Origin of the sequence: Sulfuricurvum kujiense DSM 16994 (genome assembly GCF_000183725.1) — a bacterium.
Lineage (GTDB): Bacteria > Campylobacterota > Campylobacteria > Campylobacterales > Sulfurimonadaceae > Sulfuricurvum > Sulfuricurvum kujiense.
Genome location: NC_014762.1, coordinates 2446043 through 2461604, shown reverse-complemented (window position 1 = coordinate 2461604; position 15562 = coordinate 2446043). Strand labels below are relative to the sequence as shown.

Genomic DNA, 15562 nt, shown 5'->3' with positions numbered 1-15562 from the left:
ACTAAAACGAATATATCCGTTTTAGTGCATAACATAAGAATAGAATCTATTCTCTCCCGATAATATCAAAGATATTAACCCCGTCGGGCAGACGGGGTTTACCGTCGCGGAAAGAGCGGGTATGGGCTATGAGCCGTTTGAAATGTTTGCGCAAATGGTAGGCGTCAGGGACATTCGGACGGAACCAGTCTCCTTTGGCACTAAAGAGCCAATCTATGACCGATTTGATATCAAGGAGGGAGTATCCTCCCGTATCGATGAGAAGACGGATCTGTTTCGCCCAGCTCAGTACGTCAAACGGTTCTTCAAACTGCGGATCGATGGAGGCGAGATGGCGGATGAAATACTGCGCCATTTCGAACTCTTCCGTCGTCGGTTTTGCATCAGAGAGTGCCTGTTCGGATGCCAGAACCGGAGCATTCGATGTTATCTCGCGGCGCACCCAGCGCTCAAATTCCGCACACCAGTCGAACGAACGGTTGTTTTTAGAGCGTTGATAGAGGTTGAACTCATCAAAAAGCTCCCGTCGTAAACCCTCTCGATCACAAAGCTCCAATGCAAAAATATGCAGCTCTTCATACGCGTCGTTTGAGAGATTCAGAAAATAGTTGCTGTCGCTGTATTCGGTTGCACTCAACGCCAAGCTTGCAGACGGGAGGGCGGCGATCGGAGCAAACGTGTAATAGATCATTACCCCCTGAGCGGTTTTGCGGCGGAGGGTTTTGAGAATGTTCTTTTTGACCATCGAATCCAGCGCTTCGATCACTTCACGGGGGCTATGGCGGAGCGTTTGCGCCAGTGTGGAGGCGTCGACATCTCCCGGTTTGTCTCCCCATTGCTGGGTATGGCGTGCGATAAGGGGGATAAGGGATCGTTCCATAAGGCTGAGATCGTCCCGATCGATCAGCGAGGTCGGAAGGGTAATCATGAGCGTTTGGCCGAAGAGATGAGTTTGGCTTTGAGCGGCGCGGCAAGGGTCTCGTTTTTCTCCCGTTCGCGGCGGAGAATTTCATTGCGGTATTCGTGCAGGACGCGTGCATCAAAAAGGGATCGGTCCAACGAGACATAATCGTAAATCCACCGTTTGGTAAGCGTTTTAACGACATTGATATCGGTTTCATCCAGCAAGGGTTTCTCTTCGCCTGAGCGTTTGATCGAGGTGAATCGGATGGCCTCAAAACGCTCCAGCGCACTTTTGTCTCCATCGCGTATCAGACTTATATCCCGGTGTAAATCGTACATCAGCGTATACAGTTTTTGCGTCCGCTCCTGCGCTTCCTGATCGATAGGAGAGAGGGCTTCGTCTTCAAATTCCGAAGCGATGAGGGCTATTTTTTCGAACGCTGTTTTGTAGGGCATATCGCGTGAGGAGAGACGGTTTAGAAAACTGCTGTATCGACTGGGGCTGATAGGGCGGATCAGTTCATCGATATGGCTGCGTAAAAAAACGTCTTCCTCGATTTTAAAATAATTCATCAACGAAGTGACGAATTGGGTACGGATTTGATCTTCAGTCGGTCTGTTTTGCATAAATAAAGTATATCATGATGATCTTTAGAGTAGTGTTAGGGCAAAAATAAGGTAAAATGTTAGCGGGTATTTATGAGAGTACCCTAAACCCCTAAAAGAGGCTCCCATCCTAACTATCGATCATACCGTTATCCCTGAAGGCGATGCAGAACTCGGCGATAACCTTTTATATTACGACTACAACATCGACCACCTTTTGTCGCTGGAGGCAAAAGGGTTGAGCATGGAAGATGAGGGGTACATCAGCGCATTCCGCTCATTCGAGGGGGAAGTGTATGAAAACTACATCTATGAAAAACTGCTCCGATATGCCGCTAATGAACCACAGATCAAAAGTTTTATTATCAAAGGGCCGCATAAACACCGCACCCGTGCCCAAAGCGATGCGCTATCCGTGAGTTGGAAAGGGCAGATTATTTACCGTGCCCGCCACAAAGAGATCGGAGAGTTTGACGGCCTTTTGTTTACGGACAAAGAGCTCTATTTTGTCGAAATGACGCTGGTTAAATCGGTGAGCAACCTCAAAAAACGGCTTCGAAAAAAACGGGCGCTGCTCGAAGTGTTGTTTCCCCGCTATCAAGTGAAAGCGTTATTGGTTCTCAATGAAGGGGCGACAGGAACGTCCGAATTGCCTTCCTATGCTTCGGTGTGGCTCACCAAGCCCTACAGCGCACGTCATATTTTAGAGCGTCTCAGTAGTGATTCTCCCCGCGCTCCGATGATCCGTGTCGAGAGTACGAAGATCGCCCATGCCGAAGAGCTGAAAATAGCGGCATTTAAATATTACGCAACGTTATCGTGGATGCTCCGCTCATTACGGGGAAAAAATCCGCTCGATGTCGATTTTTTCCGACGTCCGGCGACACAGCGCTATCACGATATTTATACGAAAGTCTACGTCGGTTATCTCTCAATCGATGATTTTAAAATCCTGGCTCCCGATCTTAACTGGAGCGGCTCTAACGCGTCGCGTGTCGTGGTGGCTATCGAAAAAGATCACTCCGGCGGTTATTTTCTCACCTACTTTATCCGTCACAGCTCTAAAAAACTCGATAATGTCATCATCGGTTCAGGGGGGAGCAAAGTGGCAAAAAAAGATCCGTTCGGTATTACCCTCACTGAGATGAATCACCTCGATAAAGTCATGGATGGAAGTTTTGTCCTTAGCCTTGAACAGCACGAAGAGATAGAAAAGCTTTTAAGCAAACTCTCCCATTAACGAGGGGCCTCTTTCCCCTTTTGTTCTCCGTACGCTCTTTCATTAAAAATTCATAATACAGTGTTAACATCATTCGAAAAAAGATAATCCGTTTACGCTTATTAGGCTACACTTTTATAAGATACGCTAGAAGGATTTTAATGAAAAAAAGTATTGTTTTATTATTGGTAGCACTGAGTGTTTGGGCGGCACCGTACACAATAGGGCAGTCGGTTATGCCGTTGGATTTGAACGATCAGTTCGGAAAGAAAATTGCCCTTAAAACGATGCCGAAAACCCTTGTTATGGCGTTTGAAAAAGAGACGTCCGCAACGGTTAATGATTGTCTGGGTAAACAAAACGGCACCTATCTTTCTGAACATCATGCGGCGTATATTGCCGATATCTCGCCGATGCCGACGTTTATTGCCGAGGCGTTCGCATTGCCGAAAATGCGAAAATATCCGTATACCGTTTTGTTGATACGCGATGAGGAAACCGGATTGAAGTTCCCTGCACAAGAGGGGAAAATCACCGTACTTCGATTTGAGAAAAACACCCTTAAAGCTATCGAATACGTTGCTACCGCTGATGAGCTTAAAGCAGCGATCGAACAGTGATTACCCCCCTTAAAGCGCTGCGTAAAAACCGTTTCAAAACGGCGCTTATTTTTATCAGTATGACGGTCTCGATCGCCGCTATTTTTCTGATCAGTGCAATAGCGGGCGGGGTGGTGAGTATGTACAGCTCGATGCTCAAAACGGACGGAGATATTATCGTTACCCAAAAAGGGATCGCCGATACGTTTTTTAGCGATATCAACCGTTCGGTTATCGGTAAAATCGAAAAAATGGAGGGGGTAAAAGAGGTAAGCGCCCTTATATTAGGGGCAGCGCCCGTCGATCCGCTCCCCATCGTCGGAATATACGGCGCGAGCGAGAACCGCTTTAAAAGCTATGCGCTCAAACAAGGTGCGTACCCTGCATCGGGCGAGGTGATGCTCGGTTCCAAAATTTATGAAACGCTCAAACGCCCCGAGACGATTTCCCTCTCCAAAAAAACGTTTCGCGTCAGCGGGGTGTTTAAAAGCCGTATCGGATTTGAAGACGGAGGGGTGGTTATGGGACTCTCGGATGCGGGAGAACTCTTTCATAAAAGTGCCTCCATTTTTTTGATCGCATTAAACGATTTAGGCAAAAGCGACGCGCTTATCGATCAGATTAACGCAACGTATAGCGAAACGGAAGCGAAAACCACGGACGGATTTATCGAGCAGTACAATCAGTTCAAAATCATCAAAACGAGCTCCGATGTGATCGGGGCGATGGCCTTTTTGATGGGGATTTTGGGGATTGTCAGTATGATGAGCATGGTCGTAAACGACCGCAAAGCGGAATTTGGGATAATGCGTTCCGTTGGGCTCTCTTCTCGGGTGATTATTTTCAAACTCCTGAGTGAAACGCTGATTATCGCCCTGGTGGCATTTGCGGTGGCGTATGGCGTTTCGGAAGCGGTATTGGAGATGATCAAACATGCCGATAAATTTCAGGGATACATTAACGGAGAGATTACAGCGGTATTGGCGATAAAGGTATTTATCGTCTCGGTGAGCATGGCACTCTTCGGTACCCTTTTGCCCGCGATATATGCCTCCCGCATCGATCCTATGAGCCTAATACAGCGAGGCGGCGCATGAAGATCGAAGGTCACGCATTAGAACATTTCTATGGACATGAACAGGTATTGCGCGGCGTGGATGTCGTGATCGAGCCGGGAAGCTTTACCGCCATTATCGGTGAGAGCGGAAGCGGAAAAACAACGCTGCTATCGCTTTTGTCCACCCTATTGCAGCCTACAAAAGGGGCTGTGACGTATGACGGGAAAAGCCTTGGCGAACTTGGCAATATAGACCGTTTCAGGCGGGAACATATCGGATTCGTATTCCAATTTCACTATTTGATTTCGTATCTGACATTGCGGGAGAATATTGCGTTGGCGGCGCTAGACCCGTCATTGGTCGATCCCCTTTTAGGGGAACTCGGAATCGAGAAATTAGCAAGACGCTACAGTGACGAGGTCTCCGGCGGAGAGCGTCAGCGCGCCGCGATTGCCCGGGCACTGATTAACCACCCCTCCGTCGTATTTGCCGATGAACCGACGGGGAATCTGGATACGAAAAATGCCCTCGGAGTGTATGAGCTTTTTAAACGGTTTTCGCATGAGGGTACGGGGTTTGTGGTGGCATCGCATGATAAAAAAATAGCCGATTATGCGGACATAATCATCGAGATGGAGGACGGCATTGTTAAACAAATTCATAAATGATGAACTTCCTCTCGCTCTTATATGGCTGATTCTCGGACTTTTTGCCGGATTGGTGTATGCGGTAGAGATGCTGGGATTGGACGGCTCACAGACGCTGTTTTCTCCCGAGCGAGCTCGATCACTCCATATTTCGCAGATGCTGTACGGATTTTTCCCTCTAATGCTCTCCTTATTACCGTTTGCCCTCTTTCAAAAAGAGGGGGTGTTGTCCGACGTTGCGATAGGGCATTTGCGCCGCTATTTCGTCGTCTGGAATCTCTTTTTGCTCTTTATGAGCATGGCACTGCTGTTTGGAAATATTCGCGGGTTGCCGTTTTACGATTTCCCCTATCAGCTCAATTTTCTCCTCGCCTTTAGCGGTCTGTTTTATCTTCTCGCACTCGTCGATGCATTGCGCCGCTATGAAAAGCGTCCGTTGTGGGTCAATGTATCGCTTTTGGCCGTGATCGCCGCGCCGATAGCATTGGTGGTATTGATGAATCCGCAATACGGGCAGGTCGAACAGACGCTGGTCGGACCGCACGGTGATAATACGCTGGGGATGAGTTTCGTCCTTATTCCGATCTATTATCTGCTGATTAAGCTTGTCGCCACGCAGAAATTTGAACCCAGAAGACATTGGTTATGGTTGCTCCCTTTGGTCGGGTACATCGTATCGCTCATCATCCGTAATTTTTTTCATAGCCTCAGTTACGGGGAAGAGTGGTTCTTTCAGTATCTGACATTGCTCTATCTCCCCCTTTTATGGGGATGGCTCCGCGATGCGGGGGTCACATTCAAAACCAACCCTTATTTGATTTTATCGATCGCCGCGTTTGTCTTTGTCGATGTAGAGGGAAACTTTCTCTTTATCCCTGAAATACGTGCACTGATCCATCGCAACGATTTGGTAGTGGGGCATGCCCATATCGCAATGGGCTTAGGAGTCGCATTTATGGCACTTGCCATCTTGCATCATCTCCTCCCTCATTTGTTCCGTCGAATATATGCGGTCGCATGGACGGTATTGATGGCTTTGATGGCGATTGTTCTAACCGTTTCCGGGCTGATAGAGGCCAAAATTATTGCCGGTAATGTTGATTTTTTCTTGGCACTGCGTGCTCTAATAGGGTTACTCTTGGTCGCCATGGTGCTTCGCATTGCCTATATACGGCTTCGATTACCTCTGGATACTCCGCTAAAACTGTATCATGCGGCCGGTTTTTTGAGTGATGCGGGTGGAGGGGTGATCCTTCTGATCGGCGGCGCGCTCCTTTTTCCTCTGTTCGGATTTCATTTTGGCGGAACGTATGAGTATGTCGTATTTGCCTTTATGATCGGGACGGGGATGGTGCATTGGATGGGACTGCATTACGCGGCGGAGAGGATGGCTTCGCTCAGCGCGGCGATACGCACTGTATGCGCTTCGGTATTTGCTGCCCTTTATTTGGCCGGAAGCATGGACGGTATCGCTTTGCTGGTTGCGGTGTATGACACTTCATTTGCTTTAGTTTATTGGCTAGTGCTGCGGGGTAGAGATTGAACTTCCTTGTTATAGTCCTAAGCTCTCAGCTTCTGTATTATCTGTTGATCGCGCAAACCGGGGTCGTCGGAGCATTTGATTCTCATATCCATGATCTCTATACCCTTCCGATCGGTGGGGTGATCGGGAGTTTGTTCGGTGCATTCTGGCGCCATTACGGTATCAAGACAGAACTTTGTTTTTTATTCGGGATACAGATCATCATTTCGTGGTTTTATCCCGACTATTCACTGGGGATGCTTCTGGTTCTGGGGTTTGTAATCGGATATACGACGCCGCTGCTTTTGTATATGTTCAGGTCGCAAAGCAGAGGGCAGCTGGCCCTCGGTCTGGCGATATCGTATGCGGTGGGAACGTCATTGTATACGTATCCGTTTTTACAGCGCGGAGATATCGCGATACTTTTACCTATGATATCGGTCATCGCGTTGCGCTATACCCGTTTGCAATCGACACTTTACAGTGAAAAACAACCGTTTCGTTGGTCTACTCTTGGGATAATGATGCTTTGGATTTTTGCCGATTCGGCACTTTTTGAGACCCTTAGCAGATCGGGGAGTATGGATATTTGGAGCCATTACACGCTTCTGATTATTTCTTCCCATTTGGCAGGAGTCTTTTTGGCGTATCGTTACGGCGGCGAACTGATGAGTCAAACGCGGACAATTTGGTTTTTATTTGTCCTCAGTTATGTATTGTATTGGCTGAAAGAACCGATTGCGTTAGCGGTTATCTATCCGATTGTCATTTCGTATTATAATGTGCTGTTATTTCAGGCTCTGATCCGTCTGGCGGATATACGTCTAATCGGATTATCGATGGTAGGTGTCGGCTGGATTGCTACCTCTGCCGCGAACGCTGTCGCATTGGAACATCAGATATGGATAGCTGCAGGGGTTTTAGGAATGGCCGCATTGATGTATCCATTTTATTTTAGGAGACTTGCATGATTGGAAAATTAAGTATTACGGCAGTATTGTTGGCTGCTTCGGTATATGCGGGAAATTTGAGTTTTGAATCGGGAACGATTAAAGCGCATACAGAGGTATTCGGAGATTCTACGATTGATCCGATGGCTAAGAAAGCAACCTCGCATCTGAGTATGGATGCTTCTCCTTCTACGTTAAAAGGTGCAATAGAAGTCTCCATGAGCGATCTTTTCAGCGATAACAAAAAGCGGGATGAACATATGCAGGAAGCATTAGAATCCGCGTCGTTTCCCAAAGCGACCTTTGATATCAAAGAGGTTGTTGCCAAAGGGGGAGATTCGTATACCCTAAAAGGGACGATGACCTTGCACGGTGTGAGCAAACCGATGAGTTTTGAGGGGACGATCAGTGAAGAGGGGAATAAAGTCCGCATCAAAGCCGCGAGCGGTTTGAAGATGACCGATTACGGTATCAAACCGATTAAGATGATGTTTTTGACCGTACGGGATCAAGTCGATTTGAGTGTTGACGTTTCATTGAAACGGTAAATTTCGCCGATCTTCAGCGCACGTGTATCGAAAGGATATTCGTGCGAATGGGTGAGTTTTTCGAACCATTCGATCGGTTCATGAATCGGCTCGTCCGAGAGGATGAATGTTCCGTAATGGATCGGAACCACCGTTTTGGCCCCAAGATCTTCCGCCGCTTGGAGCGCTTCGGGGGGATTTAAATGATTATGCCGCATGATTTCTTCGGGGCGGTAGGCTCCGATCGGCAAAAAAGCCTCGTCGATATCGAATCTCTCGCCGATCTCTTTGAAATGTTCTCCATACGCGCTGTCTCCCGCATGGTAGAGGGTGTGTTCGCTGTTTTGGATGACATACCCTCCCCATAACGCTTTGTTGGTATCAAACGGTGTTCTTTTGCTCCAGTGTTTGCTCGGCGTCAGCGTGATGAAAAGCCCTTTGACCATCAGTGATTCCCACAATTCAAGCTCGAAACACCGTTCCCGATCGATTTTTCCTTTCAGATAACGCCAAAACCCGTTGGGGGCGACAACGATTATTTCGGGGTTGTGTTTGAGAAGATAGTCGACGGACGCTTTGTCGAAATGGTCATAATGGGCATGGGTAATGAGGATCACATCGGCATAGAGTTTCTCTCTCGGGAGGGGAAGGGGGGTATGGCGGCGATAGAGAGGGATATCTCCCAAGACCGGATCGATAGCCACCGTTGTGCCTCCTATGTTAAGCCAGAGCGTTGCGTGCCCGAGCCATAGGGCATAATCGCCCTTGGGGAGTTCATCTTGGGAGATGATCGGCAGCGTTGAAACGACAGGATCTTTTTTTCGTAAAGATTTTGAGAACTGCCATTTGGCTATGGTCAAAAACGAGAGTCTCGGCGACGTATATCGATGCATTACGGTAGTACCCCTTTTCGGTACTATTATTTTACCGACTTTTCGGAAGCAAGCCATTCTCCGGGGCTGAGTCCGTACCATTTTTTAAAGGCACGCAAAAAGGCGGTAACGTCAGAATACCCCAGATAAACCGAAATAGTACCGACATCTATTTTCTCCAGCAGATAGCGTTTGGAAAGTTTTTTACGCACTTCACTCAAAAGCTGCGAATAACTGCTCCCTTCCTCTTTGAGCTTTTTTTGCAGCGTACGGGGATGCAACCCCGCTTTGTGTGCAACCCCTTCGAGTGTAAAATCGAGTTCTCCGGCACAGATAAGGATCAGCCCCGATATCTCCTCTTTGAGTCCTCCGTGAATCTCCATTCCCAGAGATTTTTCCGCCTCGTCTTCAAACAGTCGCAGAAGGGATGGATTTTCATAGAGGGTTTTGACCGCCAACGATTCTTTCGAAAAAATGAGGGCGTTTTCATCTTCTCCGAAATAAAGCTTTTCTCCGAATATCCGTTTGTATTCGCTCAGATCCGAGGGCTGATCATGTCTGAATGTCGCATACTCGGGGATGATTTTTTCCGAAGCGATTTTATTGATGAGGCTCAATGCCGCAGAGAGATGGATTTCCGATTGATATTTGCCCAAAGGGGTAAATTCACCGTCAAAGTAGAACATAAAACCGAGCTTGTAACGGTTTTTGGTTTCCGCGAGGAGAGGTTTGAGGGTCCGTCCGATAAGGGGATAATAGCGGCACAGTTTCTGCAACGCTTCATTAATATCCCGAGAATGCAATAAAAGATAGCCGAATACTCCTAGAGAGTGGGGATTCGCCCATTCTCCCAGCTTAAAAGAGAGATTGGCATCACCGGTAAAGTGGGTTGCCTCATCAAACAGTTCCGAGAGGTACGCGGCATTGACCTGCGTATCTTTGGCCTGCAGAGTCTGCATATCCAAGCCTCGTGCCGCTAAAAAAGCACGGGGATCAAAACCGTACCCTTTTTGTAAAAACATCAAGATCGGCCATAATACTTCGGCACGTACCATCCGTTTGCGCTGATCCGTTTTTGCGGTTCGCAATATGTCAACCCTTCGTCATATATAGTCATCATGAAATCTTTAAACCCATTATACAATAACGAAAATTCCTCATTAGGCAATAAAATGGATAAAAATCAATCAGAAACAGTCGACAGATATGTATCTTTTATGAACATCGATTGTTATCAGCACGCTACGGATGTCATCGACGCAATTATCGAAGTAACGGCAAATGAAAAATACAGCAACCGTTTTTGGGAGGTATTTAAAGAAAAAATACCGCAGAGCTATTATGAAAAAAAGTCGGACGAAAAAGTGCTCTATCACGTATGTGCTTCCGTGTTTTATATCGAAGAGCTTTTTGAACTCAGCAATCATGAAGCGGGTCTGGCGCTGATGAAAAACTGCGAATATCAGTGTTGTTGAATGTTTTAGAGAATTAAAAGGGTGATACGATTACTATTCCTCTAATTTTTAGGGGGAGGACTATTGTGGAGCAATTTGCGTTTATTATTGCATTGCTGCTGATCGGAATAGCGCTTCAGAAAGCTTCCGCACCCGTCGATTTTGCCAAAAGCCTCAATTTTTTTGTCATTTATGTTTCTCTTCCCGCTACGGTATTGATCCAGGTTCCGAAGATCCATTTTGATTTGTCGGCCTTTGGGGTTATTTTGATCCCTTGGCTGCTGCTTCCGATAGTCATAGCGCTGGTTATTCTCATGACCCGCAACCATCCTCCCCATGTCCGTGCTGCTTTGCTGCTTATAATGCCGCTGGGGAATACCTCGTTTGTCGGGATACCTATCGTTCATACCCTTTTGGGCGAAGAGGCGATAGGGTATGTTTTGATGTACGATCAGTTCGGAACGTTTTTGATGCTGTCGCTTTACGGTGCGGCGGTGATCGCACGCTATGAGACGGGGATGTTTCATAAACGGCTGATACTGAAAAAACTTCTCTTTTTCCCGCCGTTTATTTTTCTCGTATTTGCTCTGGTGTACGGAGAGATGCCCTCGCTCACGCAGCCGTATCTCAAACTCCTCTCATCGACGCTCGTGCCGCTGGCCCTCGTTTCGGTCGGGTATTCGATGAAATTCGGCGGAGAGATTGATTACGGATTGTTTTCCCGCGCTTTGATATTGAAGCTCGTCATTATGCCGTTTATCGCATTTTGGATCTTGTTTGCGGTGGGGACCGATCCGCTTGCCCTGAAAACAGCCGTTTTGGAATCGGGGATGCCCTCCATGATTACGGCGGGGGCTTTGGCGATTGCTGCGGGGTTCGCCCCTGCACTGAGTGCGGCGCTGGTCGGATACGGTATCGTCGTATCACTGGTAACCCTGCCTCTTATCGCCTATGTGATGGAGCGGATTTGTTAACATATTTTTTTCAGAAATCTTAAGAGCACTTCAGATAAAATCAAAAACGTGTGTTTAATGAAGAGGTGTAAGGTGAAAAGATTTTCTTTTATCGTGGCCCTTGTCGCCATGTTACTCGTCGATGCGGCTGTATGCTCTGCCGCAGATATCCCGCAAAAGCAAACCAAAAAAAAACTTATTTATATCGTTTCGGATTTGAGAATCCCTTTTTGGACGATAATGGAGCGGGGAATTCGAAACCGCGCATCTTCACTGGGGTATGATGTAGAGACGTACAGTGCCCAAAACAGCCGGAAAAGCGAGTTGGAATTTACGGCAAAAGCGATTCAGAAGAACCCCTCGGGGATCATTGTTTCTCCCACAACATCATCGGCATGCAAAACCATTTTGAAATTAGCAAAAGAGGCTGATATACCCGTTGTTATCTCCGATATCGGAACGGACGGAGGGGAGTATGTCTCATATATTTCCTCCGATAATAAAGAAGGGGCGTACGGAATCGGAAAAGTTCTTGCCAAAGAGCTTTATAAGCGTGGTTGGGAAAACGGAAGGGTAGGTATCATATCGATTCCCCAAAAAAGATTGAACGGACAACTGCGAACAGCCGGATTTATGCAGGCGATGAGAGAAGCCGGAATCAAAGGGGCCGATCTCAAACAGCAGGTTACGTTTTCTTACGATGAAACGTATACGTATTCAAAAGAGCTGATTCAAAAATATCCCGACCTGCGTGCTTTGTGGCTTCAGGGATCGGATTGTTATCAAGGGGCGTTGGATGCGATTGCGGATACGGGAAAGAAAGGTCGGATTCTTTTGGCAACGTTTGATGCGGAACCGGAGTTTTTAGAACTGATCCCCAAAGGGGTTTTGGTCGGTTCGGCAATGCAGCAGCCCTATCTGATGGGTCAAGAGGCGGTGAGCGCTATGGATAAGTATCTGCATGGAAAAAAAGTAGAGAAGAACCCGCAACTTCCGATCCTCGCTATTTCAACTGACAATATCAAAGAGAAACTTCCCGTGATCAAACGAAATGTTCTGGGAATTGAGAGACAAAAATGAAGTTGCCATTCTCTTCCAGACAATCTATTTACGTTACGTTGGGGATTATTATTGTCTCAACGGTATTCATCAGTATGTCCATTCATTCGATTCACGATTACCAAAAGAGAAAGAATCAGATGATTGAGGAGATGAAAAGAACTTCAAAACTTACTATATCTTCGCTTCAAAAAAATGTGACGAATCTGATAGAGTCATACGCCGTCAATGAATATGACACCCTTGTATTGAATGCAATGGAACCAAACGATATGTTTGCGATCGTTGTAGAAGACTTTAAAACGGGGGAGATTTTAGGGAGCGGTACCTATATCAGCGGAAAAATTCGCGATTCCAAAGGTAAGATTGTCGACTTTGTCCCAAACAATACGGCACAGCGTGAACAATTAAAACAGTGCTATTACTCGGATACATATACTTTGTTCTCCCCTGAGAAAGAAAAAATCGGAACGGTGAGTATCTACATCTCAGATAAGGTTATGCAAGTAGAGCTTAATAAGATCATTGTAGAATCGTTAGTCAATATGCTGATAACTTCTTTGTTAATGATTGTATTTCTTTTTATCGCCATACGTCTGTTTATTTTGAAACCGTTATCAAGCATGGTACGTGTGATCAGTAACAGCGATGACGACGGAATACCCCTTTCATTTGTCCCGGAATTTAAAGCGAGGGAAATTTTTACTCTTGCATCGACGATGAATACGATGATCAAATCAATAAGAGCCTTTAAAATAGCGCTGCTGGAGCAGCATAACCAGCTGCGCGCACAAAAAAATGCTTTGCAGTATCAAGCGACCCATGATGCATTGACGGGATTGGCCAATAGAGTCTTGTTTAGTGAAAGACTGGAATATGCGATAGAAAAATCGAAAATTCGCAATACGCGAATGGCCCTTCTTTTTGTCGATTTGGATCATTTTAAAGAGATTAATGATTCTCTCGGGCATGAGGCGGGGGATAAAGTTTTGACTATCGTAACCCAAAGATTAAAGCATACGATAGACAAAGAAGAGTCTCTGGCCCGTTTCGGCGGGGACGAATTCACGGTGATTATTGAAGAGCTTCAAAATCTGGAAGAGGTATCATTGCTGGCCGATAAGATTTTAAATGTTCTTTTAGCACCGATTGCGGTTGATCATCATGAACTCTATGTGGGATGCAGCATAGGGATCAGCCTTTATCCCGATAACGGCGATACTACGCAAGATCTCCTCAAATATGCCGATGCGGCTATGTATGCGGCTAAAAATGAGGGGAGAAACAATGTCCGCTATTACAGTTCGGAAATGACGACGCGCGCTTTAGAACGTGTTGTGATGGAGACAAGCCTGCGTGCCGGGCTTAAAAACGGAGAATTTATCGTCTACTTTCAACCTCAAGTCAACGGAAAAGAGAACCGCTTATTCGGGATGGAAGCTTTGGTGCGGTGGAACAGCCCTACCGTCGGACTTGTTTCTCCTGCCGTGTTCATCCCGATAGCCGAGTCGACAGGACTTATTGTCGAGCTTGACCGATATGTTATGAAGCATGCCATGACCCAAATTGCTCAGTGGTACAAAGAGGGGTTAAACCCCGGGATTCTGTCGATGAATCTTACGATGAAACAACTGCAGCAAAAAGATTTTATAGAATATTTAAAAACCCTTTTGGCAGAAACCGGATGCAGCATCGAGTGGGTAGAACTCGAGGTAACGGAGGATCAGATTATGATTCATCCGGATGAGGCGATAGATATTTTAAGAGAGATCAGCCGTATCGGGGTAAAAATAGCGGTAGATGATTTCGGAACCGGGTACTCTTCCCTCTCCTATCTTAAAAAACTTCCGATTAACAAACTCAAAATTGACCAGTCATTTGTCCGTGAATTGCCGGACGATGAAGAAGATGTAGCCATTACCAAAGCCATCATAGCGATGGCACAGAGCCTAAATCTCGATGTTATCGCAGAAGGTGTTGAAACCGCTGAACAAAAAGACTTTTTAGTTCAAAACGGCTGTATCAATATCCAAGGCTATTTTTATTCCAAGCCGAAACCGGCGGATGAGATACGAACGATCCTGATAGAAGGGCTGTAACGAGAAGTTATCCCCCTTGTTGGTGAGAACCGTCACAGTAGGGTTTGCGACCTGATCGGCCGCATCGGCAGAGCCACTTATCCGTCTCGACCTCTTCAGAAAATTTTATCGGCAATTTGCCGGTTCCTTCATGGTTTCCGTCGCAAAACGGAAAGGTATCCGATTGTCCGCAGGTACAGTACCAATACTCTTTATTGGCATCGAGCGAAGCTTTAAAGGGATCATTTTGAAAATGGGTGTCCATACGCTACTCCTCATGCGAAAGTAGAAAATCATAACACGGCTTCGATAGAAATAGATAAAAAAATAAGATTAGGTCGGATTTTATTTCTTTTGTAAATTAAGATGGATTTGTTCTAAAAATTTAGAAAACTCTTTTTTCTGTTCGGAAGAGATGCCGGCAAGTGCTTTTTCCATGATGGTTTCGCCCATTTCGACCAACGGTGCGATTAGCTCTTGTCCCTCAGGGGTAATCGATATGAGATAAGCCCGTCGGTCGTTTTCTTTCGGCAAACGTTTTACAAGCCCTTTTTGTTCCAATTTATCGAGCATCAATGTTAGATTGGACTGCTCAAAATAGGTGTCTTTTGCCAGCTCTTTTTGGGTTACCGAATCTTTTTCGCTGAGACGGATAAGAATAACGCGGTGGGCATAGGAGATATCGTAAGGTTTGAGTTCTTTTTCAAACTCTTTTTTGAGGATGTTTCGTGCTTTTGCGATCAAAAATAGAATAGACTTATCGGATTCAAAACTCATACGATTCCTTTTTACACGGCTCAAAGCAACGCTTTGCAATAGAGTCGGTAAATATACCATAACAATAGCAATATGATAGGACTGATTTTGCTAAAAGTCTCAATTTTTTTGTCATCTGTGTCTCCCTACCCGCCACGGTTTTGATCCTCGCACTCTACGGTGTGGCGATTTTCCCCGCGTCTGAGTGCGGCATAGCCATTTATCGCTTTCGACATTCACAGAAAATTTGATCGGCTAAAAATCATAACATGGGCTAGATAGAGGGAGATAAAATCTTAACAACAAGATGATATTATAGGATTGGTATTGAATACGATACAATTTATTATCAATTAAAT

General features: G+C 46.1%; 17 protein-coding genes. 11 read left to right on the top strand and 6 right to left on the bottom strand.

Annotation, left to right across the window (positions count from 1 at the left end; genetic code table 11):
• Positions 1-46: 46 nt before the first annotated feature.
• Together SULKU_RS15065 and SULKU_RS12325 are read right to left on the bottom strand one after the other, a co-directional pair.
• A complete protein-coding gene (locus SULKU_RS15065; RefSeq protein WP_013461302.1) occupies positions 47-928 on the bottom strand; it encodes a hypothetical protein in 882 nt (293 codons plus the stop codon).
• Positions 925-1530: a hypothetical protein gene (locus SULKU_RS12325; protein WP_013461301.1), complete on the bottom strand. Its 606-nt coding sequence runs from the start codon at positions 1528-1530 to the stop codon at positions 925-927. Before SULKU_RS12325 ends, SULKU_RS15065 begins: the two co-directional genes overlap by 4 nt.
• Positions 1531-1753: 223 nt before the next feature.
• Between SULKU_RS12325 and SULKU_RS12320 the strand changes: the two genes are divergently transcribed.
• The 7 genes from SULKU_RS12320 (at position 1754) to SULKU_RS12290 (ending at position 8052) form a co-directional block, all read left to right on the top strand.
• Positions 1754-2749 (top strand): hypothetical protein, encoded by a 996-nt coding sequence (locus SULKU_RS12320; RefSeq protein ID WP_049766987.1) that lies wholly within the window; start codon positions 1754-1756, stop codon positions 2747-2749.
• A gap of 140 nt (positions 2750-2889) precedes the next feature.
• Positions 2890-3348 carry a hypothetical protein gene (locus tag SULKU_RS14605; protein WP_013461299.1) on the top strand — a complete coding sequence of 153 codons (459 nt, stop codon included), beginning with the start codon at positions 2890-2892 and terminating at the stop codon, positions 3346-3348.
• Complete coding sequence (locus SULKU_RS12310; protein WP_013461298.1) at positions 3345-4424, top strand: ABC transporter permease; 1080 nt, start codon at positions 3345-3347, stop codon at positions 4422-4424. The genes SULKU_RS14605 and SULKU_RS12310 overlap by 4 nt, the downstream gene beginning before the upstream one ends.
• Entirely contained in the window at positions 4421-5053 is a 633-nt protein-coding gene (locus tag SULKU_RS12305; protein ID WP_013461297.1) for an ABC transporter ATP-binding protein, read from the top strand. Before SULKU_RS12310 ends, SULKU_RS12305 begins: the two co-directional genes overlap by 4 nt.
• Complete coding sequence (locus tag SULKU_RS12300) at positions 5031-6575, top strand: cbb3-type cytochrome c oxidase subunit I (protein WP_013461296.1); 1545 nt, start codon at positions 5031-5033, stop codon at positions 6573-6575. Before SULKU_RS12305 ends, SULKU_RS12300 begins: the two co-directional genes overlap by 23 nt.
• Positions 6572-7525 carry a hypothetical protein gene (locus SULKU_RS12295; protein WP_013461295.1) on the top strand — a complete coding sequence of 318 codons (954 nt, stop codon included), beginning with the start codon at positions 6572-6574 and terminating at the stop codon, positions 7523-7525. Before SULKU_RS12300 ends, SULKU_RS12295 begins: the two co-directional genes overlap by 4 nt.
• Positions 7522-8052 carry a YceI family protein gene (locus SULKU_RS12290; RefSeq protein WP_013461294.1) on the top strand — a complete coding sequence of 177 codons (531 nt, stop codon included), beginning with the start codon at positions 7522-7524 and terminating at the stop codon, positions 8050-8052. Before SULKU_RS12295 ends, SULKU_RS12290 begins: the two co-directional genes overlap by 4 nt.
• On the opposite strand, the gene SULKU_RS12285 is transcribed toward SULKU_RS12290, so the two are convergent.
• Together SULKU_RS12285 and SULKU_RS12280 are read right to left on the bottom strand one after the other, a co-directional pair.
• On the bottom strand, positions 8013-8924 hold the full coding sequence (locus SULKU_RS12285; RefSeq protein WP_013461293.1) for an MBL fold metallo-hydrolase: 912 nt from the start codon (positions 8922-8924) through the stop codon (positions 8013-8015). The two genes, SULKU_RS12290 and SULKU_RS12285, sit on opposite strands and share 40 nt — an antisense overlap.
• A gap of 26 nt (positions 8925-8950) precedes the next feature.
• The gene (locus SULKU_RS12280) at positions 8951-9991 is read right to left on the bottom strand and encodes an AraC family transcriptional regulator (RefSeq protein WP_013461292.1); all 1041 of its coding nucleotides are present in this window, start codon (positions 9989-9991) and stop codon (positions 8951-8953) included.
• An 84-nt stretch (positions 9992-10075) separates the two neighbouring features.
• On the opposite strand from SULKU_RS12280, the gene cowN reads away from it, so the two are divergent.
• From cowN to SULKU_RS12260, 4 genes are all read left to right on the top strand, one after another.
• Entirely contained in the window at positions 10076-10378 is a 303-nt protein-coding gene (cowN, locus tag SULKU_RS12275) for a N(2)-fixation sustaining protein CowN (protein WP_013461291.1), read from the top strand.
• A gap of 65 nt (positions 10379-10443) precedes the next feature.
• On the top strand, positions 10444-11331 hold the full coding sequence (locus SULKU_RS12270; RefSeq protein WP_013461290.1) for an AEC family transporter: 888 nt from the start codon (positions 10444-10446) through the stop codon (positions 11329-11331).
• Between the two features lie 72 nt (positions 11332-11403).
• A complete protein-coding gene (locus SULKU_RS12265) occupies positions 11404-12390 on the top strand; it encodes a substrate-binding domain-containing protein (protein WP_013461289.1) in 987 nt (328 codons plus the stop codon).
• Entirely contained in the window at positions 12387-14468 is a 2082-nt protein-coding gene (locus SULKU_RS12260) for an EAL domain-containing protein (protein WP_013461288.1), read from the top strand. The genes SULKU_RS12265 and SULKU_RS12260 overlap by 4 nt, the downstream gene beginning before the upstream one ends.
• Positions 14469-14475: 7 nt before the next feature.
• Here SULKU_RS12260 and SULKU_RS12255 read toward each other — a convergent pair whose 3' ends face one another.
• Entirely contained in the window at positions 14476-14712 is a 237-nt protein-coding gene (locus tag SULKU_RS12255) for a CDGSH iron-sulfur domain-containing protein (protein WP_013461287.1), read from the bottom strand.
• A gap of 80 nt (positions 14713-14792) precedes the next feature.
• Entirely contained in the window at positions 14793-15224 is a 432-nt protein-coding gene (locus tag SULKU_RS12250; protein ID WP_013461286.1) for a MarR family winged helix-turn-helix transcriptional regulator, read from the bottom strand.
• Between the last annotated feature and the right edge of the window lie 338 nt (positions 15225-15562).

Coding starts and splice junctions, on each gene's coding strand:
- SULKU_RS12305 (WP_013461297.1), top strand. CDS start 4,421: ATGAAGATCGAAGGTCACGCATTAGAACATTTCTATGGACATGAACAG.
- SULKU_RS14605 (WP_013461299.1), top strand. CDS start 2,890: ATGAAAAAAAGTATTGTTTTATTATTGGTAGCACTGAGTGTTTGGGCG.
- SULKU_RS12320 (WP_049766987.1), top strand. CDS start 1,754: ATGGAAGATGAGGGGTACATCAGCGCATTCCGCTCATTCGAGGGGGAA.
- SULKU_RS12250 (WP_013461286.1), bottom strand. CDS start 15,224: ATGAGTTTTGAATCCGATAAGTCTATTCTATTTTTGATCGCAAAAGCA.
- SULKU_RS12325 (WP_013461301.1), bottom strand. CDS start 1,530: ATGCAAAACAGACCGACTGAAGATCAAATCCGTACCCAATTCGTCACT.
- SULKU_RS12260 (WP_013461288.1), top strand. CDS start 12,387: ATGAAGTTGCCATTCTCTTCCAGACAATCTATTTACGTTACGTTGGGG.
- SULKU_RS12255 (WP_013461287.1), bottom strand. CDS start 14,712: ATGGACACCCATTTTCAAAATGATCCCTTTAAAGCTTCGCTCGATGCC.
- SULKU_RS15065 (WP_013461302.1), bottom strand. CDS start 928: ATGATTACCCTTCCGACCTCGCTGATCGATCGGGACGATCTCAGCCTT.
- SULKU_RS12290 (WP_013461294.1), top strand. CDS start 7,522: ATGATTGGAAAATTAAGTATTACGGCAGTATTGTTGGCTGCTTCGGTA.
- SULKU_RS12285 (WP_013461293.1), bottom strand. CDS start 8,924: ATGCATCGATATACGTCGCCGAGACTCTCGTTTTTGACCATAGCCAAA.
- cowN (WP_013461291.1), top strand. CDS start 10,076: ATGGATAAAAATCAATCAGAAACAGTCGACAGATATGTATCTTTTATG.